This is a genomic window from Massilia sp. Dwa41.01b (genome assembly GCF_014171775.1).
In the GTDB taxonomy this organism is placed as follows: Bacteria; Pseudomonadota; Gammaproteobacteria; order Burkholderiales; family Burkholderiaceae_D; genus Telluria.
In genome coordinates this window covers 76021-101614 of the sequence record NZ_CP050454.1, presented here as the reverse complement: position 1 = coordinate 101614, position 25594 = coordinate 76021, and the positions used below count along the sequence as shown (strand labels likewise).

Sequence of the window (25594 nt, the reverse complement as noted above, 5' to 3'; positions counted from 1 at the left end):
CCTAGGAATCAGGTAACAGCACAGGTAACAGCAGCGGAGACGGTCCGTTCGGCCGCGGCCTCAACCACTTGACGGCACCATTCCATGACGCGTGGCTCGGTCAGGTGCCCCTCCGATTCCACGTCGAGCGCCAGCCCGACGAAGCGTCCTTCCCTCTGGCAGAGCGCCTTGCTGCTCTCGAAGCTGTAGCCGGCGGCCGGCCAGCTGCCGACGATGCGCGCACCCAGTCCGCTCAAATGCGCATGCAGCATTCCCATGCCGTCGAGGTAAGTCTCGCTGTAGCCGTACTGGTCGCCCAGCCCGAACAGGGCCACCAGGCGATTCGAAAAATCAATCCGGGACAACTCCTGCCAGCGGTCCTCCCAGTCCCCCTGCAGGTTGCCGCCATCCCAGGTCGGGATGCCGAAGACCAGCAAGTCATAGGCATCGGCGCCGGCCAGGCCGGTACGGGCAAGGTCGTATTTGTCGACCTGATGCATGCCGAGATAGCGGGCAATCAAATCGGCTACCTCCTCCGTATTACCGGAGGTGGAACCGAAATAAATAGCGGTTTTCATTATCAGCGCCATCCCCCGTGCATATTCATGCGACCTGATTATTCTATCGGCATGGATTACCCGTTTTGATTATTCCGTACATTCCGAGCAATCCTAAAGGCCGCTCATTAAACCCAAGAAATACTGCAGAGTCAACGTTTACAAAAAATAAATTTATCGATTGACGAGGGATGGAATGCTGCGTATCTTTCTGCGGAATTTGCCTGGTCGAATGAATGCACAATAATAAGGATAATTACTTATGAGCAATTCGTTTATTAGCGGGATCGGATTATGTTTGCCGCATAATGTGATGAATAACGCTGCGATGGAGCAGCGCATGAATACGACCGAGGCATTCATTCTGGAACGAACCGGCGTGATCACGCGCAGGCATGTTTCTCCCGGTGAAACGACGCGCGATTTGATGGTGCCGGCTGTGCAGCGCGCGCTGGCGAGCGCCGGCATCGGGGCCGACGAGGTCGGCTTCTTGATCGTCAACACCCTCTCGCCCGACCACCACGATCCCTCGCAGGCTTGCCTGATCCAGGCGGAGCTCGGCCTCGGGCACACGCCGGCGGTCGACATCCGCGCCCAGTGCAGCGGTTTCCTGTACGGCCTGCGCCTGGCGCACGGCCTGCTCCGGGGCGGGCAATACCGCAACGTGGTGGTGGTCTGCGGCGAGGTGCTGTCCAAGCGCATGGACTGCTCCGATGCGGGGCGCAACCTCGCCATCCTGCTCGGCGACGGCGCCGCGGCGGCCGTGGTCCAGGGCGGTGCCGCGCTTGACCGCGGCATCATCGACCTCGAACTCGGCGCCGACGGCCATTACTTCGACCTCCTGATGACCGCCGCCCCCGGTACCGCCGGCGAACGTTTCCTGAGCCCGGCCGACATCGACGCCGGCCGCACCGAATTCGTCATGCGCGGACGGCCCATGTTCGAGCATGCGAGCGGCACCCTGGTACGCATCGCCCGCGCGATGCTGGCGCGCCATCGCCTGGGCATCCGCGACATCGACCACGTGATCTGCCACCAGCCCAACCTGCGCATCCTCGACGAAGTGCAGCTGCGCCTCGAAATCCCGGCCGAAAAGCTGCACCTGACGGTCGACCAGCTGGGCAACATGGCCTCGGCCTCGATGCCCGCGACGCTGGCCATGAACTGGGACCGCATCGCATCCGGCGAACTGGTGCTGATGCTCACCTATGGCTCCGGTGCGACCTGGGGCGCAGCCCTCTACCGCAAGCCATGAGCGCCACGCTGCTGCGTGGGCCCGGCCGCATCGACGACGACCTGTACCTGCTGGGCGACAGCGAAGTACCGGTGTTCCTGCTACGTACCGGCCCCGCCGCCTGGGCCTGGTGGAAGGCGGCGTCAGTGCCGCCGCCCCGATCGTGTGGGAGCAGCTGCTCGCCATCGTCGGCGACCCGGCGCACGTGCGCCACTGGCTCGTCACCCACATGCACTACGACCACTGCGCCCTGTTGCCCTGGCTGGTACCGCGCCTGCCGCGGGTACGCATCCTCGCGTCCAGCGCCAGCGCCGCCGGATGGGGCAGTCCGCGCGCGCAAGCTTTCATCGACAGCATGAATGCGCGCATCGGTCCGGCGCCGGCCGGCTGGACGCGCGCACCGGGAGACGCTGCCGGTGACGCCCGTGGCGGCCGGCGAGCTGCTGGTGCTGGGACCGGAACATGCGCTGCGCGCGATCGCCGCGCCTGGCCACGCCGACGATCAGATCGTGTTTCACGACAAACGCCGTGCGCGCCTGTTCGCCTCGGATGCGCTGGGCGAACGCAACGAGGCCAGCGGCGCATGGCACCCGCTCGTGTTCGATGATTATTCCCGCTACCGGGCACCCTGGCGACACTGGGCGCCCTGCCGCTGCGTCAGCTGATCCCCGGGCACGGCGGCATGCTCACCGGTGCCGCCGCCACGAACGGCGTCGCCGACGCGTTGCGAGCCTGCCGGCGCCTCGAAGAACGCATTCACGCGCACATCGGTCACCTCGAGCAAGCGCATCCCGAGCATCGCGCCCGGCTCGACCTGCTCGCCCGCGCCCTGCACCGCGAATGGGCGCCGCAATCGGAAGGTTTCGTTCCCGCCGACCTGCACCTGGCCAGCATGCGCCGGATGGCCGGCCTGATCGCGGCGGCCTCTTCTTCAACCTCCCGAGTCAAGCATGTTCGTAGATTTGAGAAACAAACTGGTGCTGGTCACCGGCGGCACCCGCGGCATCGGCCATGGCGTGGTGCGCCGCCTGGCCGACTGCGGGCGCGCGTGGCGTTTACTTACCAGAACGAAGCGGCTATCGCCGACGCCATGGTGGCCGAATTGCGCGGCGCCGACCGCCAGGTGAGCGCCTACCGCGCCGACATCAGCGACCCCGACGCCGCCAGTGCACTGGTCGAACAGATCGAATCCACGCAGGGACCGATTTTCGCCCTGGTCAACAACGCCGGCATCACCCGCGATAAAAGTTTTCTGACCATGCCGCTGGCCGACTGGGACCGTGTCATCGACGTCAACCTGAACGGCAGCGCCTACATGGCGCGCTTTGTTCTCGAGCGCATGATCCGCCGCAGCGAGGGCAAGCTGGTCAACATGTCCTCGGTCTCGGGCCTGCGCGCGTCTCCGGGCCAGGCCAACTACGCCGCCAGCAAGGCGGCCCTGCTGGCGCTGACGGCGACGCTGGCGGCCGAAGTGGCCCGCTTCGGCATCCAGGTCAATGCCGTCGCGCCCGGATTCATCGACACCGACATGGTCGGCGCGATGCCGGAAGCGGCGCGCGAGAAGCTGCACAAACGGATTCCGCTGCGGCGCATGGGCCGCGTCGACGAAGTCGCCGACGCCGTCTTGTACCTGCTGTCGCAGCACGCCGATTACATCACCGGCCAGACCCTCGTCATCGACGGCGGCATGAGCGCATAAGGAGACTTCCAATGGCAAATAAACGAGTCGTCATCACCGGCCTGGGCGTGGTTTCCCCGGTCGGATCGAGCACCGAGGCATTCTGGAACGCGCTGACCGGCAGTGTCAGCGGCGTGGACAGGCTGACCCGCCTGCCCAACGCCCTGTATCCGCGCGACCTGGCGGCGGAAATCAAGGACTGGGAAGACTTGCCGGAAGCGCAGGACGCGAGCCTGGGCGAGTATGGCCAGGCGGTCGGGTATGCGCTGGCGGCGGCGCGCATGGCGCTGGGCGACGCCGGCCTGGGTGCGGTGCTCGCCGACGGCAACGATTGCTCGGTCCTGATCGGTACCACGATGGGCAACCAGGATCTCGTGGAACAGGTCATCGACCGTCACGACCTGAACGAAGCATCCGTGCTGACGCCGGAAGAGGGCAAAGGACTGGCCAACTTCGGCGCTTCGCTCCTCTCCACCGTGGTGGCCCGGCGCTTCGGTTGCCAGGGCGGCGCGATGACCTTCGTGAACGCCTGCGCGGCCGGCAACTACGCCGTCGGCAGCGGCTTCGCACGCATCCGCAGCGGCCAGGAAAGCATGGCCCCGGTGGGTGGCGCCGACCCGTTCAGCCGCGCCTGCTACACGATTTTCCACCGTTTGAGCGCCTCGGCCTCGACCGCCTGCCGTCCCTTCGACCAGCGGCGCGAAGGCATGGTGGTGGGCGAAGGCGCGGCCATGCTGGTGCTGGAAGAATACGAACACGCCCTCGCTAGAGGCGCCCACATCTACGCCGAAGTCACCGGCTATGCGCTGACCTGCGATGCCTACCATGCCACCGCACCGCATCCGGAAGGGCGCGGCGCGGTCGCCGCCATGGGCCGCGCGCTGCAGCTGGCCGGCTTGAGCCCGGACGACATCGACTATGTCAGCGCGCACGGTACCGGTACCGCCGCCAACGACCAGTCCGAAGCGGTCGCCATGCACCGCGTGTTCGGCGAGCGCCTCGCCAGCCTGCCGGTCAGTTCGATCAAGTCGAGCCTGGGCCATTGCATGGGCGCGGCCAGCGCCTTCGAAGCGGTGGCCTGCGCGCTGGCCCTGCACCACCAGGTGGCCCCGCCGACCATCAACACGACCGAGATCGACAGCGCCTTCCCCGTCAGGCTCGACGTCGTGCCCGGCCGCGCGCGCGCTGCCGATGCGCCATGTGATGAGCAACGCCTTCGCCTTCGGCGGCAATGTCGCCACCGTGCTGTTCAGCCGATTCGAACCCGCCCACCCATAACCACACAGAGCGAGACCACGATGGAATTTGCGATTGCAAACAGCCGCTACACGCTGGCGGCCGATACCAGCAGCCCGGCACTGCTGCCAGGCCTGGCGGAGCGCCACGCCGCGCTGCAGGCGCCGCTGGCGGACTACGACAGCGAACGCCGCCTCGGCCGCAAGATCCGTTACCTGAGCGACGCCACCCGCCTGTTCGGCGGCGCCGCGGTGGCCGTGCTCGACGAGGCGCGCCTGGCGCAGCTGCTCTCCTCGGCACCGGAGCGCATCGGCGTCTACACCTGCGAGGAAACCGTCAACCTGCGCGACGACTACCAGTTCGACCTGTGCATCAAGGTGCACGGTCCGGACGAGGCCAGCCCGCTGCTGGCGCCGAATACCCTGGCCAATGTGGTGGGCAGCCATTTCGCCAGCTATATCGGCATCACGGGGCCGAATTGCACCATCGCCGCCGGCCAGAGCGGCGGCATGCATGCGCTGCAAACAGCCCTGCACGGCCTGGTGGAAGGGGCGATCGACTGCGCGCTCGTCGGCGGGGTCGAGGTGGCGTCGGACTATCACCGGGCCGCGTTTGCCGTCCAGCGCGAGGTGGCGGTGGTGCACGCGCTGGTTCCCGCCCCGGTCGATGCGGGCCTTGTGTTCTACGCGCCGCGCATCCGCATGAAGGCCGCTGCCGGCGCGCTCGAGCTGGCGCAGGCGCTGAAGGCAGAGGCGCAGGCGCGCTTCGGCACGCCCGCGCTCGACGCGGTGATCCTCGCCTGCGGCAGCGCCCTGCTCGACATGGATGCCCTGTGCAGCGCCATCGGCGGGCTCGGTGTGAGCAACAGCCTGCTGCCGGGCGAGCGCCTGTACGGCTATGGCGAATCCTGCGGCACGCTGCTGGCCCCGGGACTGGCGCGCGAAGTGCTGTGGGGCGATGCCGACCTGGTGCGCACGCACATCCTCGGCAGCCAGCCGCCGGTCCTGCGCCGGCTCGGCATCGTTTCGCTCGACGAACAGGGGCAGTTCGGCGCGCTGGTGATGGAGCGCCGCGCATGAGCGCACACCTCGCCCTGCAATCGGGGAACGCCGACCCGGTCGACGTGCGCCGCATCGATGTGAAAAGCCTGATTCCGCACCGCGAGCCCTTCCTGCTGGTCGACGCCCTGGGTGCCTACCTGCCAGGCGAATCGCTCGACGCGGTGAAAGCCGTCTCGCGTGCCGAGCCCTGGTTCCAGGGGCACTTTCCGGATTTCCCGGTCATGCCCGGGGTGCTCGTAACGGAAGCGCTGGCGCAGACCTGCGCCATGTTCATGGCGCTGGAAGCGCGCCGGGCGGCTTCGCCACCCGACCCGGACGACATCTACATCCTGCTGCGCACGGAAGTGCGCAATACCCGCCCGGTGTTTCCCGGCACGCTGCTGCAACTGCGCGTGGACGTCGACGAGCGCCTGGGAGAATTCGTCCACTTCAAGGTCCTGGCCAGCCAGGGCGGCAAGAGCTGCGTACGCGGCAGGCTTACGGTAGGCAAGGCATCGAAGAGCAAGCTGGAACAGTAGCCCTGCCCGGCGCCTTCGGTGAGCGAACCCGATAACACCAACACACTTCATCCAAGCTTGGGACAGAAAAATGAACAAACCACTCGATTTTCCGTGCCGCGACACCCTGCTGGCCGCGCAACTGAACGCCTACCTGCACTCGCATGGCGCCGAGGCGCGCGCCCTCCTCGGCCTGCCGGCAACAAGCGGCCTGCGGGTCGAACTCGATGAGGGCGCCGGTCCGATCGCCTGCGTCCAGGCCGACGGCGACGCCAGCCTGCGCATGCAGAGCGCCGACGCTCTGAAAATCCTCGCCTACAGCCACAGCTTCCAGTGGGCGAACGGGATCGTCATCGTTCCCACGCTGACCAAGCTGGTGGAAAGCGGCGCCTTCCGCGACCTGGCACCGGGCGAAACCCGCTCCATGCTGGCCTTTGCCCGCAGCCAGAAGGCCGACCCGGAGCGCAACCCGGGCACGCTGTGGGGCGCCTTCAACCTGCTGGCGCTGCAAGGCTGGCTGCGCTGCGAAGGCGGCGACCGGACCATGCGCTATTCGCTGACCCCGGCCGGCGCCTGCGCGGTCGGTATCGTCGAAGCCCACCTGGCCACCTTCAAGCGCCTGGCCGCGGCCACCGCCGTGCTGCAGCATTGCCACGCACTGTGCCACCGCCGCCTGATCGATCCGGAAGCGCTGGCCACCTATGTGGCGCTGGTCGACGAGCGCGCAGGGCTGGGGCCTGGGCGAGAACCAGGACGACACCGCCCTCGCCCGCCGCGTACGCACCCAGCTCGTCACGGCCATGGACGGCCTGCTGGCCGGACCGACCTGATCGCGCTCGACATGCCCGTGTTCGAACAAAGAACAACAAGCGCACGGCCGTGGCGCCGTCGATCTTCGGCGCCGTCGGCAACGAGCGCACCTGGATCGCCCTGGCCCCGGGCAGCGCCAACACCGATCCGGTCTTCCCGGCGGCAGCCTGGCGCCTGCTGGCGCGCCTCGGCCAGGTGGAATTCAACCCCGGCGCTACCTGCGTGCGCCTGACCGAGCGCGCGCGACGTGTACCGCCCGATCGCGGCGCCCTTCGCCGCCCTGCCCGCCTCTTACCTGCGCTCGTACGCGCGCCTGCAGGACCTGCTGTTCGGCGACCCCGACCCGCTCGGCATCGACCAGGACACCCATATCGACCGGGTGATGAACATCTACGCCTCCAGCGGTGCCGGTTCGGGCCCGGCCTCGCGCGAGATTTCGCAGAAGATCATCCACCGCATCTTCGACGAGACGCCGCTCGACCAGCAGCCCGCCGGCCTTGCCGACATGGGCTGCGGCGACGGCACGGCACTCAAGCGCCTGGCCGACTACGTCATCGGGCACACGGCGCGCGGCCGCCATCTGGCTACCCACCCGCTGCTGGTGATCGGCGCCGACTACAACGAATCGGCGCGCAGCCGCGCGCGCGAAACCCTGTCGGCCTTCGACGGGCACGAGGGCGTGCAGACGCGCGTGCTGCACGCCGACATCTCCGACCCGGCCAAATACGACGAGGCGGTGCGCGACAGCGGCCTGCGGATGCGCGGCGCCGACGGCAGCCTGCGCGCGCCCGGCCTGCGCGACTTCGTCCACACCTTCATGTTCCTGGTCCATAACCGGCGTTTGCAGATCCGCAGCGACGCCGATGCAGAGCGCGTGCTGCAGGCCCACCGGACAGCGCCAACCGTGCCTTGCTGGCCGATGTCGCCGCCACCTTCTACGGCGCGGCGCTGCCGGCAGGCGAATGGACGCTCGCCACGCTCAAGAATGCCTTCCGCGTGGCCTATTCGGACGCGCAGGGACTGGTGCCCGGCTTCGTCGCCGCGGCCGACCTGGTCGACTTCATGGGACGCTGGAAGCCCTTCATCGAGCACGGCTTCCTGACGGTCGAGGCCCACAGCCCCTGGGCCGAAAACCTGATCGAGGAGACGCCGCAGGACGACGCGGCCTGGATGAAAGTGGAGAAGCTGCCGCATCCCTTCAACTGGGGCATGCACTTCCTGTCGCGCCAGTTCATGATGCCGTATAACGAGTTCCGCCTGGCGCTGGCACTGGCGGGCTTCACGCCGAGCGGCGCCGTGCACGGGCGCATCCATCCGGAAGGCTTCCCCGGGCTCGATACCCTGAACGCCTACCGCTTCTTCAATATCGCCAACTACGTTCCCGTCCAGGCATAGGGCCACAATGGCACACGAACAGGTCGATGTCCTCATCAACGGCGGCGGCATCGCCGGTGCCACCCTGGCTTACCTGCTGGGACGCCAGGGGCGGCGCGTGCTGCTGGTCGAGCATGCCGACCGCGGGCGCATGCTCAGCGGCGCCGACCTGCTCAAGCCGGCCGGCATCCGCGTCATCGAGAACATGGGTTTGCTGGACGAGGTGGCCGCCATCGGCGGACGCCGGCGCGAGCTGCTGCGCGTCTTCCACGACCGCGAACCCCTGTGCACGGTGGACTACCGCGCCAACGACGAACTGGGCTACTTCATCCTGATTCCCTGCGAGCGCCTGCGCAACCTGGTGCTGGAACAGATGACGCGTTTCGAAAGCATCGAATGCCTGTTCAATACCCGCATCGCCAGCGTGGCATCGCGTGCCGACGGCGGGGTCGCCACCGTCACGCTCGATAACGGGCACACGGTCGCCCCCACGGTGATGGTGGGCGCCGACGGTTTCGCGTCTTATACGAGGAGGCTGCTGGCGATCACCACCGAACGCACCGTCTACCCGGCGCCGATGTGCTTCGGGACGACGCGGCTGGTGCCCAGCGTGGAGGAGTGCAACCGGCTGTATGTCGACTCCCGCCACGGCCTGGCCTATTTTTATCCGGTCAGCGCCAGCGAGGGCCGGGTGGTGGTCAGTTTTCCGAAAGAAGAAATGCGCGAGCTGATGGCCGACCGCAGCGGCGCCCTGCTGCGCGCACGCCTGCGGCATTTCGTCGGCGAGGCCAGCGCCGACGCGGTGGACGAAGTGACGGACACCGGCATCTTCAAAGGGATTCCGATCGGGCGCATCAACCTCGACACCTACCATCGGCACAACGTGGCAATGCTGGGCGACGCGATCCACAACGTGCACCCGATCACCGGCCAGGGCATGAACCTGGCGATCGAAGACGCGGGGGAACTGGCGCAGCAGCTCGGGCTTGCGCTGTCGGGCATGCTGCCGCTGACCGAGGCGCTGGACGCCTACCAGCGCCGCCGCCATGGGGTCAACGAAGCGGTGGTGACCTATGGCCACTCGCTCGTGTCCAGCTTCGCCGACAAGGCCAGCTTCGCCGCCTGTTTCAATGGGGCCTTGCAGGGCAGCAGCCGACAGAGCGCGCATTTGCGGCCGGTGGCGGTGGCTTAGGCCGCCCTACGTCGTTCGATCATTCGCCCTTGATCTGCAAGGCACGCTCATATAAAGCGTTCTTCTTGCGCCCCGTGATCTGCGCCGCCAGGTTGGCCGCCTGCTTGACGCTGCATTCGGTCAGCAGGATCTGCAGGATCCGTTCGGCCTCGATATCCTGGGCGTCGGTCTCGAGCGTCGCGCCCTCGACCAGCACGACGAATTCACCGCGTTCGCGGTGCTGGTCGGACCTGACCCAGGCCAGCGCCTCCTGCAACTGGCAGCGATGCACTTCCTCGAACATCTTGGTCAGCTCGCGCGCAAAGACGACCTGGCGGGTCGGCTCGAACACGCTCGACAGCCCCTCGACGCAGTCGACGATGCGGTGCGGCGCTTCATAGATCACCAGGGTGGCGGGTTCCCGTACCAGTTCCAGCAGGGCCGCTTCGCGCTGCTTCGACTTCGCCGGCAGGAAGCCGACGAAGTTGAAACGGTCGTTGACCAGGCCGGACGCGGACAACGCCGCCACCGAGGCCGAGGCGCCCGGCAGCGGGATCACGCGCAGGCCGGCCGCGCGCACGGCGTCGACGATGCGCGCGCCCGGATCGGACACGGCCGGGGTGCCGGCATCGGACACCAGCGCCACCGTTCGCCGGCGCGCAGGCGCGCGACCAGCTTGTCGGCCACCTCGCGCTCGTTGTGCTGGTGCGCCGCCACCATCTGCTTGTTCAAGCCGTAACGGGTGAGCAGGGCGCCGGTTTTACGCGTATCCTCGCAAGCAACCACGTCGGCCAGGGCCAGCAGGTGCAGCGCACGCAGCGTGATGTCGGTAGCATTGCCAATCGGCGTCGCCACGACGTACAGTGTTGCTGTAGGATAAGACTGCTGGGCTGCCTCGGCCATCACAGGGAGCTTGGCGATATCGATGGGCTGATGGGAAGACTGATTCTCGGTCATGTTGAGGATGCGATGCGTATAAAAATACTAAACGGCCTGTTGGCCACCGCCGTGTTCGGCCTGATTGCCGGCTGCGGCAATACACCTTTGCCCCCCGATCGGGGTTGCGGCGTACCGGGCGGATTGTGCGCGCCCGCTGTGCCAAACACAAGTGCGGTACGTCCACCGCCGCCCGCCGAGCCGGAGCGCTCGGAAACGGTGACGTCTCCCGTGGAACTCTACCCCGACGAAGGGAATGGTCCGCAGGCGAGCGCCCGCAGCGGCAACGGCGCGCGCGTTGCGCTGCTGTTGCCCTTGCAGTCTCCCGCGCTGGGCCGCGCCGCCGATGCGGTGCGCGCCGGTTTTTTGGCCGGCCATGAGCGCGACCGCGCCGGCATCGAAGTCAACATCGTCGCCAGCGGCGATTCGCCCGAGTCCACGCTGGACCGCCTATGCGCGCGCGGTGGCCGACAACGACATCGTCGTCGGCCCGCTGGCCCGCCCGAATGTCGCCGCGGTGGCCGGTAGCCAGTATGTGACCAAGCCGACGCTGGCGCTGACCCACCCCCCAGCTCGACCGGCCCTTGCCGGCGCAGATGCTGGTGGTCGGCCTGTCGCTGGAAGACGAAGCGCGCCAGGTGGCCGACTGGGCCGCGGCGGAACACCCCGGTGGCCGCGCCCGGTGCTGGGCGGCAGCGCGGCGTGGCAGCAGCGCGTGGCCGGCGCCTTCGCGGCGCGCTGGAACCGGCTCGGCCGCACCAATCTGAGCGTGGAGTTGCCCGTGAACGAGGGCTATGTCGACGGCAATGCGCTGGCCGCGCTGCGTGTGCGCGCTGGAAAGCGAGCGTCCCGAACTCGTGTTCGCCGCGCTCGATGCCGGCGGGCTGCGCCAGGTACGCAGCGCGCTGGGCACTTCCCTGCCGACCTATGGCGTCTCGGCCGCCAACCCGGGCCGCGAACCGGGGCTGGCGGTACCCGAACTGGACGGCGTGCGCCTGCTCGACCTGCCCTGGACCATCCAGCCGGACCACCCGAGCGTGATGGTGTATCCACGCCCGGTCGACCTCGAGTCGCTCGACATGCAGCGCCTGTACGCGCTCGGCATCGACGCTTTCCGGCTTGCGCGCGAACTGGTGCAGCGCCCCGGCAGCAATTTCGAGCTCGACGGCGTGACCGGGCGCCTGAGCGTGCGCATGAACAATGGCGCCTGGTCGCTGCGGCGCGACGAGGCCACGGCCGTGTACCGCGACGGTATCGGCTACGAGCCGGTGGCGGCCGGGAGATGACATGTGGCCGCCGCGCCTCTCGCCGAAGCAGGCCCAGGCCGCGAGTGGGAACAGGCGGCGCTGCGCCACCTCGAGCGCGCCGGCCTGCGCCCTGGTGGAAGTCAATTTCAGCTGCAAGGGCGGGGAAATCGACCTCGTCATGCGCGACGGCGCCACCCCGGTCTTTGTCGAGGTGCGCCAGCGCGCCGACCGCCGCCATGGTGGCGCGGCCGCCAGCATCACCCCGGCCAAGATCCGGCGCCTGGTGCGCGCCGCCCAGGTATATCTGCAACGCCTGCCTGTGACGCCGCCCTGCCGTTTCGACGTCGTTGCCATCGATGGCGACCAGCTGGAGTGGCTGCAGAACGTGATCGAAGCGTGAGCGCGACGAACCGTACGCGGCCCCGTACGAAACACCAGTACACCGTTGAAATGTAAGCAATTCTTAAAACGCTTTGCCGTCCCGGCTTGCCACTGCACTATAATCTTCGGCTATGAACACTCAACGCATCCTCGCTCACTTCCAGGAGAGCGCCGACCTCAAACTGAAGTCGGCAGCAAGCCTGACGCTCCCTATTTCGCAGGCGATCGAACTCATGTTCGGCGCCCTGTCCAACGGCAACAAGATCCTGGCATGCGGGAATGGCGGTTCCGCCGCCGACTGCCAGCACTTCGCGGCCGAATTGGTCGGCCGGTTCGAGCGCGAGCGCTTTCCGCTGCCCGCCATCGCCCTGACCACCGATACCTCGATCCTGACCGCGGTCGCCAACGACTACAGTTACAAGGAAATCTTCTCGAAGCAGGTGCAGGCCTTCGGCCAGGCCGGCGACATCCTGCTGGCGATCTCGACCTCGGGCAATTCGGGCAACGTGCTCGCCGCCGTCGAAGCCGCGCTCGAGCGCGAAATGCGCATCGTCGCCTTTACCGGCAAGGACGGGGGCGCGCTGGCGAAATTGCTGACCGACGCCGACGTGCACATCAACGTGGCGCATAGCCGTACCGCGCGCATCCAGGAAGTGCATCTGGTGGCAATTCACGCTATTTGCGACGGCATCGACGTCGCGCTATTCGGAGGAGACGAGAATGAATGAACGCGGCCTGAACAGCCCTTTGGCGAAAGCCGTCCTGTGCGCAGCCCTGCTGGGCTCGCTCCAGGGCTGCGTGCCGCTGGTCATCGGTGGCGCCGCCATGGGTGCGGCCGCCACCATGGACCGCCGCACGCTGGGCGCGCAGACCGAGGACAAGGCGATCACCGTCAAGGCCGAGATGCAGGTGCCGAAACTGGTCGGTTCGGCCGGCCACGTCAACATCGCCAGCTATAACCGCAAAGTCTTGCTCACCGGTGAAGTGCGCGACGAGGCGATGAAAGCCGCCGTCGAGCAGGAAGTGCGCAAGATCGAGAACGTGGTGAACGTCATCAACGAGCTGGCCATTTCCGGCCCGTCGAGCTATACCTCGCGCTCCTCGGACGCCATCATCACCGGCAACGTCAAGGCCAGCCTGGTCGAAATGAAGACCATCTCGGCCACCTCGTTCAAGGTCGTCACCGAGCGCGGCACCGTCTACCTGATGGGCCGCGTGACCCAGCGCGAAGGCGACCTCGGCGCGAACATCGCCAAGAGCGTCTCCGGCGTCCAGCGCGTGGTCAAGATCTTCGAGTACCTCACCGAAGAGGAACTGCGGGCCCAGTATCCGAAGACCTCCTCGGTCGCCCTGTAATCCTGCGCTGACCTCATGACCGCTCGCACCACCCGCTCATGGATCCGGCCCGCCGCCATCGGCGCGCTCGTGCTCGCGCTGGCGGGCGGCGGTTATGCCGCGTTCTTCTCCACACCCAAGGCGCCGGACGTCACCTTCATCTCGATTGCCGGCGACAAGATCAGCACGCCGGCCTTGCGCGGCAAGGTGGTGATGGTCAATTTCTGGGCAACCTCGTGCACGACCTGCGTGCGCGAGATGCCGGCGATGGTCGACACGTATAACAAGTTCAAGGGGCAGGGCCTGGAATTCGTCGCCGTGGCGATGCAGTACGATCCGCCCAACTACGTCCTCAATTTCACGGAAACGCGCAAGCTGCCCTTCATTGTCGCGTTGGACGCTGGCGGCGACCTGGCAAAAGCCTTCGGCGACGTCACCCTGACACCGACCACCTTCGTGATCGGCAAGGACGGTAGCATCCTCAAACGCTATGTCGGCGAACCGGATTTCGCCGAAGTCCATGCGCTGCTGCGCCAGGCGCTGGCTGCCGGCTGAAACAGCGTGCGGCTGCCCTCTACTGTCGTGTCCGCCTTGCCGTGATGCCGATCTGTCATTAAACTGGCTCGCAGGCCCGGCTGTATAGGCGCGAGCGCCACAGCACGCCTGACTTAACGCAAGCCTGCGGCGCCGGAATCGGCCAAGCTTGATGCGTTCGCTGAGCGCGAGCCTGCGTTCATGCTCGCCAAGGAGATAGGATGGGTCACTCAATTCGCAGGATAACCGTCGTTGCCGCGCTGCTCGGCCTGGCAGCGTGCGCCGGGCCGCGCCCGCAGCCGCTGGCTGTCCTGCAATACCAGCATGTGGCCAATGCACACGAGATCCGCTTTACCAATCCGATCCCGCTGTCGGCGGCCCTGTACCGTGTCGGCCACCTGTCGCCGGTGGATGCGCACGGCTTCTGGGCCATTTTCGTGCTGTGCAACGTCGACGTCACCGAGCACGCGCGGCGCGGCTTCCACTACAACGTCAACAATTTCCGCGTCAGCTATGAAGGCCGCGAATACGGCGGCCTGCCCCCGTACACACTGCGTTACCAGGGCCAGGCCGAGCTGAACACGCGCGGCGACGCCACGCCCCTCCTCGACGCGATTGCCGCCGAAATCCAGGAAGGCCCGCCCGAGCAGATTTTCCAGAGCGGTTTCTATCCCGACCTGAACTACCGTTTCGCCGTGTTCGTGCCGAAAACCCCGGCCAATTACGCGGGCGAGCAATTGACCCTGACTTACAAAGGCCAGCCGGCCATCCTCGTCGGCAACGGCAAGGCGCCATCCGATTTACCCGCCGTGGGCGGCACCGCCGCCGGCATGGCGGCGGCCTGCGTGCCGCCGCAACCTTAAGATCGCCCCGCCAGCACCGTTACGTCGAAACGCTTAAGCGGCGTTTTTCGGATACAGGATCATCTGGGTGCAGCGGAACAGGGCGATCGTCTTGCCATTCGTTTCGTCCGTGACCGTCACATCCCACACGTGGGTGGTGCGGCCCAGGTGGGCGGGCGTGGCCACGCAGGCGATCGCACCGGCGCGCGCAGTGCCCAGGTGGTTCGATTTCAGCTCGATCGTGGTAAAGCTGTGCGCCCCTTCCGGCAGGTGGGCGATGCAGGCATAGCCGGCGGCGGTGTCGACCAGCGTCACCACGCTGCCGGCGTGCAGGTAGCCATTCGGCGCCAGCAGGTGCGGCTGGATCGGCAGGCGCGCACCGACACGGCCTTCGGCAACTTCCGTGATCTCGATGCCGAGGTGGGCAGGCAGCGTGCCCTGGCCGAAGCGGTTCAGGCTTTCGGGCGTATATTTATTGTCCATATGGTATTCCCAACTGTAGAATCAGGCATCCTACACCGGGCGCCGCCAGCGCGTGCAAGACGCCCCACGCCAGGGGCAACGCGGCGCAGCACACAGGGACACCATGGAACGAGACTTTCTGCAATTTCCCGACGACGAAAACGGCAACGTCCTGTGGAACATGCGACACGACGGCGACGACCTGGCAAAGGCGCGCGAGGTCGACTTTTCGGTCATCTTCCCGGAAGAGAAAGATGCGCTACGCTTTGCGAACTACCTGCTGCGCGAAGGCCAGAAGGTCTCGTTCTCGCGCTACGACAAGCCGGGCTTTCCCTGGCAGGTGCAGGCGCACCCGGTCATCGTTCCCACCCACGCCAACGTCACCGCTTACGAACGCCTGCTGGCGCGCGATGCTACCGAGCTCGGCGGGCAGAACGACGGCTGGGGTTGCTTCGCGCAATAGCCGCAGCCTGGTGTCCAGCCGCCCCGGTGCTTGCATGGTGTGAACGCGTGGGCGGCGCTGGAGCAGCGGGAATGCCTGGCGTCGGGTGGAGCCGGCCACCCTACGCGCGCCGCTTCGGCTTGCCCCCGCCACTGCCGGCATGACGCTTGCGCGTGGCCGCGTTTTGCTGCTGCAGCAGGGAATCGACGCGCTCGGCCGCCTCGCGCGCCAGTTTCTGCGCTTCTTCGATGCTCGGGAAAAAGTCGGGCTGGCGGTAGCCAAGCCAGGCGTAGGCCGAATACATGCGGCAGGTGTCTTCCACCTCCTGCAAATTCATCCAGAACAATTCCTGCGAATGGGGCGTCAGCTTGCAGACCTTTTTCTTCGCCAGCGACAGGGCCCAGTGCTCCCAGGCGCTTTGCAGCATCGGCACCCGGCTTGATATCGGTACCAGCGACAGCATGAATTTCTCGGCCACCGACAGGTCCAGGGTATCGAGCCATTCGGCGCGCTCGTTCTGGTCTTCCGTGATGCGCGGATAGAAGAAGCCGTCCGGCACGTCGATGTTGTGCACGAACCGTTTTAACAGTTTCACCAGCGAGGTTTCGTGGGTGACCGATGAAATCCGGTGCAACTGCTCGAGCGATGGCGCGACCGCGAAGCCGCTGGACGGCACCGGCGGGATCTTTTCCTTCATCAGGGCGCGCATCACTTCATGGGTGTCGTCGTCGTAACCGGCAACGAAACCTTCCTCGTGCACGCCGTAGCGGCCGGCGCGGCCGGCAATCTGCTTGGCCAGCGCCGCCGAAATCTCTTCTTCCTCGACACCGTTGTATTTCACGGCCGTCGTCATGACGATGCGCGCGATCGGCATGTTCAGGCCCATGGCCAGCGCGTCGGTGCCGACCACGATGTCGGCCTTTCCTTCCCGGAAGCGCTCGGCCTGGGCACGCCGCACTTCCGGCGACAGGTTGCCGTAGACGGTGGCGACCGATAGCCCCTTTTCCGTGATCATGTCGCGCCACATCAGGACGTCGCGCCGCGAAAAGGCGATGACGGCATCGCCACGGCGCAAATTGGTCAGTTTGCGTACGGGCGACGGTTCCATCGCCAGCGGTGCCATGCGTTTCAGCACATGCACCTCCAGCGGCACTTCCAGGCGCTCGGCCAGGGCCTCGATGGCACGCCGCGCTTCCGGTGCGCCAACGAGGTAGACGGTCGACGCCGGCGCGCCGCAGACGGCGGCGGTCCAGGCGGCGCCGCGGTCGCGGTCGGCCAGCATCTGGATTTCGTCGATGACGGCGACTTCGATCGGCGTTTTACTGTCGAGCATCTCGACGGTGCTGGCGACGTGGGTGCTGCCCTCGGCGATGCGGCGTTCTTCGCCGGTAATCAGGCTGACCTTGAGTTCCTCGCCATGCGGACGCGCCGCCAATAAACGTTCGTAGTTTTCCAGCGCCAGCAGGCGCAATGGCGCCAGGTAGGCGCCGCTCTGCGCTTTCGCCAGCGCTTCCATCGCGCGGTGGGTCTTGCCGGAATTGGTCGGGCCGAGCAGGGCGATGAACTTGCGCTGCATGCGGCTGGCGACTTCGAAGGATTGCGGGTACTCGGCCAGGTTGATGCTTTCCTTGGTGCGGGCGGCGTGGCGCTCTTCCTGCTCGCGCTCGATCGCGTGTTCGACGCGCTGGCGGATACGCTCGAACACGTAGTCGGCCGGCTCCGAGGTTTCCAGTTCGTCCAGCACACCCAGGAAGAGGCGCGGATCGAAGCCGGCATCGTCGGCCTGCTCGGCGATGTCGCGCACGAATTCCTCGGCGTCCATGTGCAGCTCGGCCAGCGCCTTGTCGCCGGTGCGTTCCTCGATCAATTCGCGCCGGGCAATCAAATCCATCTTGCGCCATTTACTTGGCTTGGCCAGCACGCCGCGCGCCGGTACCAGCGCATAAGGTACGCGCAAGCCTTCGTAGCGCACTTCTCCGGAAAAACGCAGGAACACGCGCCCTTCCATCTTGACCAGCTCGATGCCGCGCTCGGCCAGGCCGAGCTCGCGTCCGAGGAAGGCGTCGTCGTCGCCCGTGTCGTTCTCGTCAGTTTCGTAGCGGGAATTACTCATGTGTCATTGAAGGTGATGTCTGCTTGCTATCACTATAGCGCGGACGGGATATTGCTCTCGTTCCGCAAGGTGTGGATGGGGCGTCGCAATCAAAACGGCCTCCCTGTCGTGCCCGGGTTGGTCAGGTGTGCGTTTGACTCTGGCCCATTACTGCCTTGCTTGTCGCAACATGGAAGTGTGAACCCAAGCGACAAACGCGCTGGCAGCCATACAAGACGCGCGCGCCATGGTCACCGTGGGAATAGACGCTGCGGCAGCGCGTGTACGGCTCACGCTCCGCAAACACAGTCAAAGTGTTGTCCAGATGGTTTGGTAGTGAAAGGTTCGTCCCGCTTGACCATTCTTCCAAATTTTTCCTGCTTCAGGCAAGTAGCCCTGCATTCCTCTTGCAATGCATCGAATGTCGGCTCTTTAAAAATAAGTGATGAAAAAGCCAATAATATGACGATGGCCGCAAATAAGGTCAGCTCGATCGGTTTTCGTATACTGAACTTCACGTTCTCGTCCTTTCCGGAAACCACTCAACTTCTTCCCGCACGTGAGCGCGTCGTCGCCGCCACCAAATGAAACGGCCTTATCATCCATGCATGAATGATAAGGCCGTGTTCATCGGCTGAACAGCGTTCGGGAAGATAAAGAATAAATCCCGACAGCGCGTTGAAGATGCTGCAGACATCAATCCGACAAGCCTGACTGCCCACCAATGCAATGCGCCAGGCTGTCTTCTTGTTGTGGACGCTCAGGCGGCAGCCACGCCCGCGTTGTGCGCCTGCTGGTCCGCGTGGTACGAGGAGCGCACCATCGCACCGACGGCGGCGTGGACAAAACCCATCTCGTAGGCCGCTTCCTCGAACTTTTTAAATTGGTCCGGGTGCACGTAGCGGCGCACCGGCAGGTGCGAGTTCGACGGCGCCAGGTACTGGCCGATGGTCAGCATGTCGATGTCGTGCTCGCGCATGTCGCGCATGACTTGCAGGATTTCCTCGTCGGTTTCACCGAGTCCCACCATGATGCCGGACTTCGTGACCACGTTCGGGTACATCTTCTTGAAGTCGCGCAGCAGCACCAGGGAATGCTTGTAGTCGGCGCCCGGGCGCGCTTCCTTGTACAGGCGCGGCACGGTTTCCAGGTTGTGGTTCATCACGTCGGGCAAGCCATCGGCGAAGATGTTCAGTGCCTTCTCTAAACGGCCGCGGAAGTCCGGCACCAGTACTTCGATCTTGGTATTCGGCGACAGGGCGCGCGTTTTCGTGATGCACTCGACGAAGTGGCCGGCGCCGCCGTCGCGCAGGTCGTCGCGGTCGACCGAGGTGATCACGACATACGACAGGCGCAGGTCGGCGATCGTTTTCGCCAGGTTGCCCGGCTCGTTGACGTCGAGCGGGTCGGGGCGGCCGTGGCCGACGTCGCAGAACGGGCAGCGGCGCGTGCACTTGTCGCCCATGATCATGAAGGTGGCCGTGCCCTTGCCGAAGCATTCGCCGATGTTCGGGCAGCTTGCTTCCTCGCACACGGTGACGAGGTTGTTGGCGCGCAGGATGTCCTTGATCTCGTAGAAGCGCGACGAGGCGGTGGCCGCTTTTACTCGGATCCATTCGGGCTTCTTGAGGCGTTCGGCCTCGGCGATCGGCACGATCTTGATCGGGATGCGCGAAGTCTTGCTGGCACCTTTTTGCTTGTCGCTGGCGTTGTAGGCGGCGTTCGAGGCAGAATTCAGACCGGTTTCGGTTTCGGTAGTCATGTCGCTCAGGGCCCAGACGGGCTTCAGTTGGAGTTGTTCGGTTCGGCAGGCTTGAGGCCTTGCGCCAGGTGCAGCACCAGCGCCTGCGCCAGTGCAGCCTGCACATCGGCAAGTGGCGCCTCGATGCCCATCGTGCGCATGTCGACGGTGGAGAGGCCGGAATAACCGCAGGGGTTGATCCATGAAAACGGAGCCAAATCCATCGCCACGTTCAGCGAGACTCCGTGATAGGTGCAGCCATTGCCGCGCACTTTCAAGCCGAGCGCGGCGATCTTGGCACCGCGGCGCGGGCCCTCGGCGATATAGATGCCGGGCGCGCCGGCGATGCGCTCACCGGCGAGATTATACGCCGCCAGCACGTCGATGACCGCCTGTTCGATTTTTTCCACAAACTGTCGGGCATACAACTTGCCGCCCGGCTTGTTGCGGCGCAGGTCCATCAGCAGGTAGATCACCACTTGGCCGGGACCGTGGTAGGTCACTTCGCCGCCGCGATCGGTTTGCACCACGGGAATGTCATGCGCCGGTACGCCTTCCCCCTGCAACAGGTGGGCAGGGTCGGCGCCCAGGCCCAGCGTGAAGACCGGCGGATGCTCGACGATCCAGAGTTCGTCCGGCGTCTGCGGCGTGCGCGCGTCGGTAAAGGCGCGCATCGCGGCAAACGTGGGTTCGTAGTCGGCGCGGCCCAGCGCGCGAATGATCGGGCCGGCGGGACGGGTGGGTTGCATGGGAATCCGGTCGGAAATGGTTTCGAGCGCCTTGCACGCTCAGCTCCGTCATTATATGCCAGCGTACCCGGCCTTGCCCGGCGACGGGCAGGCGCCGCCGCCCTTGCTGCAGTGCTTACAGGACGATCTTGACCATCGGGTGCGCCGACAGCGTGCGGTAGATGTCGTCGAGCTGCTCGCGGCTGGTGGCACGCACGGTGCAGGTCAGGCCCGTGTAGTTGCCTTTGCCCGAAGGGCGCACTTCCATGCGGCCGTGGTGGAAGCTGGGGTCGAAGCCGGTCACCACCTCGGCGATCGTGGTGGCGAAGGCCTCGTGCGTCGGGCCCATCACCTTGATCGGGAAGTCGCTCGGGTATTCGATGAGGGATTCTTTCGGGTCCATGGCAATTCCAGTGCAAAAGGGTATTGTAGCCCGGTCCGCGCAGGCGTGTGCGGACCGGGCAGGCGGCTGCCTTGCCGCCCGCCCGCGTCAACGCTCGCGCTGGTGGAAGCCGGCGCGCGGGCTCGGCCCGCTGTCGGAGCGGCGTCCGACCGCGGCCGATGCGGCCGACTGGGCCGCCGAGGACGCGGCGGACGGGGCCGGGGAGGGCGTCGGCGCCGACATGACCCGCTGCGGTGGTGCCACCTCGGTGGCCACCGGCCGCGCCATCTGGACCTGTGCTTGCGCCCGGGCTTGCGCTTGCGCTTGCGCTTGCGCTTGCGCTTGCGCTTGCGCCCGCGCATTGGCCGACACCGCTTCCAGAACCGCGGCTGCGCTGCTGCGCTGCGGCGCCGGGCTGGCGCTTGGTGCCGGACGCGGTATCCCGATGACGCCCGCGGCGCCCTCGTCGCGCGGCGCCGGCGCGAACCCGCGGCGCTGGCGGCCTTCGAAGCCATCGCGTTCTTCACGTGCTTCGCGCTGCGCTTCGCGTCCGGCAAACCCCGCCGGCGGTGCCGTCATGATGACGCCCGGCTGGCGCACGTAACCTGTTTGCGGGGATGTGGCCGCGGCTGCCGCAGCTGCCGCCTGGCCGGCCGCCTGCGCAGCCGCCGTCAGCGGCGCAGGCTGCGCCCTCGGTACCGGCGCGGGCATGGCGACCGGTGCGCGTGTGCGCTCGGCGTTGTCTTGGCGGCCATCGCGCCGGCCCTCCCAGCGGCCATCGCGCTCGCCGCCATGCCGCTCGTCGCGTCCGTCACGCCCGCGCCAGGCCTGCAGCGGAGCCGGCGGCAGGGCCGTTGGCGCGCCCTGCCAGGCCGCCGGCGGCGTGGTGCGCGGCTCGCGCCCGACCACGACTTCGCCACGCTGGGCGAAGCGGTCCTGCGGCACCACGGTCAGGCCCCGGCGGCGGTAGTCGTGCTTGCCGTCGTGCTTGCCATCACGGCGATCGTGCTTGCCATCGCCCCAGCCGTGCGCATTCAGGCGGCGCAGGCGTTCCTCCGACATGACGTAGGGCGGCACGTAGCGCTCGTGCGGGGCCAGCGGGTACCAGCCCTGTGCCAGCTGCGGACGCGCACTGAAGTTCAGGTTCCAGCCGCTGCCGCCCACCCAGCCGACCAGGGCCGGCGCCCACACCGGATGGCGGTCGTGGCGGCCCGGCGCCCAGGCCCAGCGCCGGTTGACGTGCACCCAGCGGCCATAGTGGAAGGGCGCGTAGCCCGGGGAGCGTTGTCGACCCAGGTCCAGCCCCGGGGGCGATCCAGGTCCAGCGGCCGTCGCGGTAGGGCACCCAGTCGCTGGCGACCGCCGGCAGCCACAGGCTGCCGTATTCGCTGCTGCTCTGCCAGCTGCCGTAGCGGTCGAGATCCTCGTAGCCGGTCATCTCGGCCGGCACGTAGCGGGTGGCGAGCACGGCGTCGCTGGCGCGGTCGCGCACGGCCACCCAGTCGTCGAACGCGTCCGGCACCGCCTGCGTGGTGCGCAGATCCTGCCCCTGCATCTCGGCACTGCGGCCGGCGCGCACGGGTCAGGCGCTCGCCGCCGCCCTCGACCACGGCCACGCCGTCGAACACGTTGACGCTGCTGGTGTCGCGCACCCGTTCGGCATCGACGCGCACGCGCCCGGGCTGCTGCAGGATCACCCGTGCCTGCGGGGTGCTCAGTTCGAAAGCCGCGGCAACCTCGGGATTGACGACGCGGATGCTGGCACTGCCGTAATGCAGGCGCAGGCGCAAGCGGTCGTCGTCGAGTTCGACGACGTCGAGCGCGGAATCGCCGTCCAGGCGGATCGCGGTCGAGCCGATGCGCAGCTCGGTGCGCGCGCCCGGCGCGGTGGAAATCGTGTGGTTCGAGGTGACGGGCCAGTTGACCAGCGCGGTGCTGGCGGCTTCGCCCGGCGTGCTGATGCTGACCTGGCCCTGGGTGAGAGAAACGCGGCCGACCCGGCCGGGGGCTTCGTCCGCCAGCACCAGGGTGGAAAAGGCCGCCAATGCCAGCAGCGTTGCGGTGGTCGATAAACGGCGTTTCATCATGGGCTCCAGGCGGGTGGGACGGAATGCGTCGACCTGATTACACCGCAACGGTGCCTGTCGCGGCAATCGGGCTTACAGAAGGTTGCAATTGGTGCGTGACTGAAACACGAGCACGCCTGCGCTTGCCGCAAAAAGGCAGTTTACGCGCCGCGCTCGACGAAGACCAGGGTCAGGCCAACAGCCACCAGCACGGTGCCGAATATGCGGTTCTGGATGCGCATCGCGCGCGGGTTGCGAAACAGCCCCTGCATCGAGGCGGCCAGCGTCGCATAGCCGTGCATCACCAGGCTGTCGATGGTCACCATCGTCACGCCCAGGATCAGCAGCTGCGGCAGCAGCGGGGCATCTTTCGAGATGAACTGGGGCAGCATCGCCACCATGAAGATGATGCCCTTCGGGTTGGTGGCATTCGTCAGGAAACCGGTCAGCACGCGCTTGCCGAAGGACGGATGCGCCGCCAGGCCGGCGCTGCTGGCCACCGGGCCAGTAGCGACTTTCGAAAACCATTGCGACACGCCGAGGTAGACCAGGTAGGCCGCGCCGGTCCACTTGACGACCCTGAACGCCCCTTCATGGGCCAGCACCAGCGAACCGACGCCGGCGCCGGCGATGATCAACACCAGGATCAGGCCCAGCTGCAGTCCCAGCACGGTGGCGCTGGCCTTGCGCACACCGTAAGCCAGGCCATGCGACATGGACAGGACGGCGCCCGAACCGGGAGAAATGGCAATGACGGTGCCGGCGATGACGAAGGCGATCCAGGTGGCGAAACTCATGGGAGCAACTCGGGAGTCGAAGAGAAGGAAAGGGTAAAGCAGAAACGGCATGCGCGCGGCCGGGGCCGCGGCTGCATGCCGACAATACGGTGTGACGGGATTACTTCTTGCGCGGATTGACGGCGGCCTTCAGGGTGGCGCCGGCAGCAAAACGCGGGGTCTTCGACGCGGCGATCTTGATGACTTCGCCGGTTGCCGGGTTGCGACCCTTGCGCGCTGCGCGCTTGGTCACCGAGAACGTGCCGAAGCCGGTGATGCCGACCGTGTCGCCTTTTTTCAGACGCTCGGTGATGATCTCGATGATCGTGTTGACCGCGCTGTTGGCAGCGGTACCGGACATCTCGGTACGCTTGGCAAATTCCGCGATCAGTTCGCCTTTTTTCATGGTGCCTCCGGGGTTGAAAGAGCAGAAAGAGTAGCACAAATAATTGCCACGTGTAATCTTTCACGCTCCCGCGCGCGCGGGGGCATTTTCAAGGCGCGCCCGTCACAGCAGGCTCGGTTCGGCGCCCCCGGTTGCCAGGCGGGTACGCAGGGCGGCGTTGATCAGGGTCTGGTAGCCGGTACCGCAGCGCTCGGACAAGTTGCGGAACTCGTTCAGCACCTCGTCGTCGAGATAGATCGTGATGCGGGTCTTGCGCTTCGGCGGACGCGTGCGGCGCACCGGCGCGGCGTGAACTGGGGCAAGCTGGCTGGCGGCGGCGTGGGTCTGGTTCATCCTGGTCTCCTTCGTCTGGGGGAGGCTGCCCTACCGCAGCCCTTGATACTGACTATACGTACGTCCCGCTATTGCCGCGCTGCGAAAGCGACGAGCTGCGTTTTTTCGGGACTGAAACGCAATTAACGAGGCTGAACTGTGTGCTGAATGACCCTGCCCTCGGTTAAGATGCTGCCATATTGATAATCACAGGAGCAGGACCCATGGCTGCAGGCAGTTTGCTGGCATTACTCGACGACATCGCAAGCGTCCTGGACGACGTCACCCTGATGAGCAAGGTGGCGGCGAAGAAGACCGCTGGCGTGCTCGGCGACGACCTGGCACTCAATGCCCAGCAGGTGACGGGCGTGCACGCCGAGCGCGAATTGCCCGTGGTGTGGGCCGTGGCCAAGGGTTCGCTGATGAACAAGGCGATCCTGGTGCCGGCCGCGCTCCTGATTTCCGCCTTCGTGCCGGCCCTGATCGTGCCCCTCCTGATGATCGGCGGCGCCTTCCTCTGCTTCGAGGGTTTTGAAAAGCTGGCCCATAAATTCCTGCACAGCCCGGAGGAAGACGCGGCCAACGAGGAACGCCTGGCGGCAGCCCTGGCCGACCAGAACGTCGACATGTGCGCGGTCGAGAAAGACAAGATCAAGGGCGCCATTCGCACCGACTTTATTTTGTCGGCGGAAATCATCGTCATTTCCCTCGGTACGGTCTCGAGCATGCCGTTCATGCAGCAGGTGGCGGTGCTGGTCATCATTGCGCTGGTCATGACGATCGGCGTGTACGGCCTCGTGGCCGGCATCGTCAAGCTCGACGATGCGGGGCTGTACCTGAGCCAGCGCAGCAGCGGCTTTGCGCGCGGCCTGGGACGCCTGCTGCTGGCGGCGGCGCCGCGCCTGATGAAATTCCTGTCCGTCGTCGGCACGGCCGCGATGTTCATGGTGGGTGGCGGCATCATCGGCCACAACTGGGAACCGCTGCACCACTTCGCCGAGAGCGCGGCCGAGCGCATGGGAGAAGTGCCCGTTCTCGGCGGCCTGCTGCATGCGATTACCCCGACCGTCATCGACGCGCTGGCCGGCGTCGTCGTCGGTGCCCTGGTGCTGCTGGTCGTCACGATCGTCAATAAACTGCGCGGCAAGAAAACACCTGCCGCCGCGCACTGAGCCGTAGGCCGATCCGCCTTACAGACACCTTACGTAAGTACAACTGTTGCATTTTTCACTAAGGATCGTGTTGCAGTTTGACACTTCCAAACGTGCCCTCCAGACTGGTTCCAGCACTTTCCGCTTGGCCAATCCACGTGAGG

Annotated in this window: 26 protein-coding genes and 6 pseudogenes; 18 read left to right on the top strand and 14 right to left on the bottom strand. The window is 66.2% G+C overall.

What is annotated here, in order from left to right; genetic code table 11:
• Positions 1–8: 8 nt before the first annotated feature.
• On the bottom strand, positions 9–557 hold the full coding sequence (locus tag G4G28_RS00495) for a flavodoxin (protein ID WP_182990438.1): 549 nt from the start codon (positions 555–557) through the stop codon (positions 9–11).
• Positions 558–798: 241 nt separating this feature from the next.
• Between G4G28_RS00495 and G4G28_RS00490 the strand changes: the two genes are divergently transcribed.
• The 8 genes and pseudogenes from G4G28_RS00490 (at position 799) to G4G28_RS00460 (ending at position 9618) form a co-directional block, all read left to right on the top strand.
• On the top strand, positions 799–1791 hold the full coding sequence (locus G4G28_RS00490; RefSeq protein WP_183107935.1) for a beta-ketoacyl-ACP synthase 3: 993 nt from the start codon (positions 799–801) through the stop codon (positions 1789–1791).
• Positions 1745–2068 (top strand): annotated as a pseudogene (locus tag G4G28_RS28760) (MBL fold metallo-hydrolase); the annotation flags it as partial. The gene G4G28_RS00490 and the pseudogene G4G28_RS28760, both read left to right, overlap by 47 nt.
• Positions 2069–2129: 61 nt before the next feature.
• Positions 2130–2435 carry a hypothetical protein gene (locus tag G4G28_RS27715; protein WP_275944330.1) on the top strand — a complete coding sequence of 102 codons (306 nt, stop codon included), beginning with the start codon at positions 2130–2132 and terminating at the stop codon, positions 2433–2435.
• Between the two features lie 17 nt (positions 2436–2452).
• A complete protein-coding gene (locus G4G28_RS24945) occupies positions 2453–3469 on the top strand; it encodes an SDR family oxidoreductase (protein WP_183107933.1) in 1017 nt (338 codons plus the stop codon).
• Between the two features lie 11 nt (positions 3470–3480).
• Positions 3481–5763 (top strand): beta-ketoacyl-[acyl-carrier-protein] synthase family protein, encoded by a 2283-nt coding sequence (locus G4G28_RS00475; protein ID WP_183107932.1) that lies wholly within the window; start codon positions 3481–3483, stop codon positions 5761–5763.
• Complete coding sequence (locus G4G28_RS00470; protein WP_182990433.1) at positions 5760–6263, top strand: 3-hydroxyacyl-ACP dehydratase FabZ family protein; 504 nt, start codon at positions 5760–5762, stop codon at positions 6261–6263. Before G4G28_RS00475 ends, G4G28_RS00470 begins: the two co-directional genes overlap by 4 nt.
• Before the next feature lie 70 nt (positions 6264–6333).
• Positions 6334–8447: pseudogene (locus G4G28_RS27805) on the top strand (class I SAM-dependent methyltransferase).
• Positions 8448–8454: 7 nt separating this feature from the next.
• Complete coding sequence (locus G4G28_RS00460) at positions 8455–9618, top strand: FAD-dependent monooxygenase (RefSeq protein ID WP_182990432.1); 1164 nt, start codon at positions 8455–8457, stop codon at positions 9616–9618.
• A 19-nt stretch (positions 9619–9637) separates the two neighbouring features.
• Here G4G28_RS00460 and rsmI read toward each other — a convergent pair.
• Positions 9638–10554, bottom strand: a pseudogene (gene rsmI / locus G4G28_RS00455) (16S rRNA (cytidine(1402)-2'-O)-methyltransferase).
• A 210-nt stretch (positions 10555–10764) separates the two neighbouring features.
• Between rsmI and G4G28_RS24925 the strand changes: the two are divergent.
• The 8 genes and pseudogenes from G4G28_RS24925 (at position 10765) to G4G28_RS00425 (ending at position 14893) form a co-directional block, all read left to right on the top strand.
• Positions 10765–11061: a hypothetical protein gene (locus tag G4G28_RS24925; RefSeq protein ID WP_229507820.1), complete on the top strand. Its 297-nt coding sequence runs from the start codon at positions 10765–10767 to the stop codon at positions 11059–11061.
• 56 nt (positions 11062–11117) lie between these two features.
• Entirely contained in the window at positions 11118–11300 is a 183-nt protein-coding gene (locus tag G4G28_RS24920; RefSeq protein ID WP_229507819.1) for a hypothetical protein, read from the top strand.
• Positions 11301–11327: 27 nt separating this feature from the next.
• Complete coding sequence (locus G4G28_RS24915) at positions 11328–11819, top strand: penicillin-binding protein activator (RefSeq protein ID WP_229507818.1); 492 nt, start codon at positions 11328–11330, stop codon at positions 11817–11819.
• A 3-nt stretch (positions 11820–11822) separates the two neighbouring features.
• Positions 11823–12180: pseudogene (locus G4G28_RS24910) on the top strand (YraN family protein).
• Positions 12181–12292: 112 nt separating this feature from the next.
• The gene (locus G4G28_RS00440; RefSeq protein ID WP_182990429.1) at positions 12293–12889 is read left to right on the top strand and encodes a phosphoheptose isomerase; all 597 of its coding nucleotides are present in this window, start codon (positions 12293–12295) and stop codon (positions 12887–12889) included.
• A complete protein-coding gene (locus G4G28_RS00435) occupies positions 12882–13517 on the top strand; it encodes a BON domain-containing protein (protein ID WP_182990428.1) in 636 nt (211 codons plus the stop codon). Before G4G28_RS00440 ends, G4G28_RS00435 begins: the two co-directional genes overlap by 8 nt.
• A 15-nt stretch (positions 13518–13532) precedes the next feature.
• Positions 13533–14051, top strand: a complete 519-nt coding sequence (locus tag G4G28_RS00430; protein WP_182990427.1) for a peroxiredoxin — start codon at positions 13533–13535, stop codon at positions 14049–14051.
• Positions 14052–14251: 200 nt separating this feature from the next.
• Positions 14252–14893, top strand: a complete 642-nt coding sequence (locus tag G4G28_RS00425) for a hypothetical protein (protein WP_182990426.1) — start codon at positions 14252–14254, stop codon at positions 14891–14893.
• Positions 14894–14926: 33 nt separating this feature from the next.
• Here G4G28_RS00425 and G4G28_RS00420 read toward each other — a convergent pair whose 3' ends face one another.
• Positions 14927–15355 carry a PaaI family thioesterase gene (locus G4G28_RS00420; protein WP_183107931.1) on the bottom strand — a complete coding sequence of 143 codons (429 nt, stop codon included), beginning with the start codon at positions 15353–15355 and terminating at the stop codon, positions 14927–14929.
• A 103-nt stretch (positions 15356–15458) separates the two neighbouring features.
• Here G4G28_RS00420 and G4G28_RS00415 point away from each other — a divergent pair, with 103 nt between their 5' ends.
• Positions 15459–15797, top strand: coding sequence for a ribonuclease E inhibitor RraB (locus G4G28_RS00415; RefSeq protein WP_182990424.1), 339 nt, complete (start codon positions 15459–15461; stop codon positions 15795–15797).
• 100 nt (positions 15798–15897) lie between these two features.
• Here G4G28_RS00415 and G4G28_RS00410 read toward each other — a convergent pair whose 3' ends face one another.
• The 11 genes and pseudogenes from G4G28_RS00410 to G4G28_RS00365 all read right to left on the bottom strand — a co-directional run bounded on the left by G4G28_RS00410 (position 15898) and on the right by G4G28_RS00365 (position 24300).
• The gene (locus tag G4G28_RS00410) at positions 15898–17889 is read right to left on the bottom strand and encodes a helicase-related protein (RefSeq protein WP_182990423.1); all 1992 of its coding nucleotides are present in this window, start codon (positions 17887–17889) and stop codon (positions 15898–15900) included.
• A gap of 269 nt (positions 17890–18158) precedes the next feature.
• Positions 18159–18386 carry a hypothetical protein gene (locus G4G28_RS00405; RefSeq protein WP_182990422.1) on the bottom strand — a complete coding sequence of 76 codons (228 nt, stop codon included), beginning with the start codon at positions 18384–18386 and terminating at the stop codon, positions 18159–18161.
• A gap of 242 nt (positions 18387–18628) precedes the next feature.
• On the bottom strand, positions 18629–19630 hold the full coding sequence (lipA, locus tag G4G28_RS00400; RefSeq protein WP_182990421.1) for a lipoyl synthase: 1002 nt from the start codon (positions 19628–19630) through the stop codon (positions 18629–18631).
• 23 nt (positions 19631–19653) lie between these two features.
• Complete coding sequence (lipB, locus tag G4G28_RS00395) at positions 19654–20358, bottom strand: lipoyl(octanoyl) transferase LipB (protein WP_182990420.1); 705 nt, start codon at positions 20356–20358, stop codon at positions 19654–19656.
• Between the two features lie 115 nt (positions 20359–20473).
• Positions 20474–20740, bottom strand: coding sequence for a DUF493 family protein (locus G4G28_RS00390; RefSeq protein WP_182990419.1), 267 nt, complete (start codon positions 20738–20740; stop codon positions 20474–20476).
• Between the two features lie 87 nt (positions 20741–20827).
• On the bottom strand, positions 20828–21964 hold the full coding sequence (locus G4G28_RS00385; protein WP_183107930.1) for a hypothetical protein: 1137 nt from the start codon (positions 21962–21964) through the stop codon (positions 20828–20830).
• 121 nt (positions 21965–22085) lie between these two features.
• Positions 22086–22157, bottom strand: a pseudogene (locus tag G4G28_RS28755) (hypothetical protein); the annotation flags it as partial.
• Between the two features lie 235 nt (positions 22158–22392).
• A pseudogene (locus tag G4G28_RS28750) lies at positions 22393–22803 on the bottom strand (FecR domain-containing protein); the annotation flags it as partial.
• A 143-nt stretch (positions 22804–22946) separates the two neighbouring features.
• Complete coding sequence (locus G4G28_RS00375; protein ID WP_182990415.1) at positions 22947–23582, bottom strand: LysE family transporter; 636 nt, start codon at positions 23580–23582, stop codon at positions 22947–22949.
• A gap of 100 nt (positions 23583–23682) precedes the next feature.
• Positions 23683–23967 carry an HU family DNA-binding protein gene (locus G4G28_RS00370; RefSeq protein WP_182990414.1) on the bottom strand — a complete coding sequence of 95 codons (285 nt, stop codon included), beginning with the start codon at positions 23965–23967 and terminating at the stop codon, positions 23683–23685.
• Between the two features lie 102 nt (positions 23968–24069).
• Entirely contained in the window at positions 24070–24300 is a 231-nt protein-coding gene (locus tag G4G28_RS00365) for a BrnA antitoxin family protein (RefSeq protein ID WP_182990413.1), read from the bottom strand.
• Between the two features lie 203 nt (positions 24301–24503).
• Here G4G28_RS00365 and G4G28_RS00360 point away from each other — a divergent pair, with 203 nt between their 5' ends.
• Positions 24504–25451 carry a DUF808 domain-containing protein gene (locus G4G28_RS00360; protein ID WP_182990412.1) on the top strand — a complete coding sequence of 316 codons (948 nt, stop codon included), beginning with the start codon at positions 24504–24506 and terminating at the stop codon, positions 25449–25451.
• The last annotated feature ends 143 nt before the right edge of the window (positions 25452–25594 follow it).

Coding starts and splice junctions, on each gene's coding strand:
- G4G28_RS00495 (WP_182990438.1), bottom strand. CDS start 557: ATGAAAACCGCTATTTATTTCGGTTCCACCTCCGGTAATACGGAGGAG.
- G4G28_RS00490 (WP_183107935.1), top strand. CDS start 799: ATGAGCAATTCGTTTATTAGCGGGATCGGATTATGTTTGCCGCATAAT.
- G4G28_RS27715 (WP_275944330.1), top strand. CDS start 2,130: ATGCGCGCATCGGTCCGGCGCCGGCCGGCTGGACGCGCGCACCGGGAG.
- G4G28_RS24945 (WP_183107933.1), top strand. CDS start 2,453: ATGCTCACCGGTGCCGCCGCCACGAACGGCGTCGCCGACGCGTTGCGA.
- G4G28_RS00475 (WP_183107932.1), top strand. CDS start 3,481: ATGGCAAATAAACGAGTCGTCATCACCGGCCTGGGCGTGGTTTCCCCG.
- G4G28_RS00470 (WP_182990433.1), top strand. CDS start 5,760: ATGAGCGCACACCTCGCCCTGCAATCGGGGAACGCCGACCCGGTCGAC.
- G4G28_RS00460 (WP_182990432.1), top strand. CDS start 8,455: ATGGCACACGAACAGGTCGATGTCCTCATCAACGGCGGCGGCATCGCC.
- G4G28_RS24915 (WP_229507818.1), top strand. CDS start 11,328: ATGTCGACGGCAATGCGCTGGCCGCGCTGCGTGTGCGCGCTGGAAAGC.
- G4G28_RS00440 (WP_182990429.1), top strand. CDS start 12,293: ATGAACACTCAACGCATCCTCGCTCACTTCCAGGAGAGCGCCGACCTC.
- G4G28_RS00435 (WP_182990428.1), top strand. CDS start 12,882: ATGAATGAACGCGGCCTGAACAGCCCTTTGGCGAAAGCCGTCCTGTGC.
- G4G28_RS00430 (WP_182990427.1), top strand. CDS start 13,533: ATGACCGCTCGCACCACCCGCTCATGGATCCGGCCCGCCGCCATCGGC.
- G4G28_RS00425 (WP_182990426.1), top strand. CDS start 14,252: ATGGGTCACTCAATTCGCAGGATAACCGTCGTTGCCGCGCTGCTCGGC.
- G4G28_RS00420 (WP_183107931.1), bottom strand. CDS start 15,355: ATGGACAATAAATATACGCCCGAAAGCCTGAACCGCTTCGGCCAGGGC.
- G4G28_RS00415 (WP_182990424.1), top strand. CDS start 15,459: ATGGAACGAGACTTTCTGCAATTTCCCGACGACGAAAACGGCAACGTC.
- G4G28_RS00410 (WP_182990423.1), bottom strand. CDS start 17,889: ATGAGTAATTCCCGCTACGAAACTGACGAGAACGACACGGGCGACGAC.
- lipA (WP_182990421.1), bottom strand. CDS start 19,630: ATGACTACCGAAACCGAAACCGGTCTGAATTCTGCCTCGAACGCCGCC.
- lipB (WP_182990420.1), bottom strand. CDS start 20,358: ATGCAACCCACCCGTCCCGCCGGCCCGATCATTCGCGCGCTGGGCCGC.
- G4G28_RS00390 (WP_182990419.1), bottom strand. CDS start 20,740: ATGGACCCGAAAGAATCCCTCATCGAATACCCGAGCGACTTCCCGATC.
- G4G28_RS00375 (WP_182990415.1), bottom strand. CDS start 23,582: ATGAGTTTCGCCACCTGGATCGCCTTCGTCATCGCCGGCACCGTCATT.
- G4G28_RS00370 (WP_182990414.1), bottom strand. CDS start 23,967: ATGAAAAAAGGCGAACTGATCGCGGAATTTGCCAAGCGTACCGAGATG.
- G4G28_RS00365 (WP_182990413.1), bottom strand. CDS start 24,300: ATGAACCAGACCCACGCCGCCGCCAGCCAGCTTGCCCCAGTTCACGCC.
- G4G28_RS00360 (WP_182990412.1), top strand. CDS start 24,504: ATGGCTGCAGGCAGTTTGCTGGCATTACTCGACGACATCGCAAGCGTC.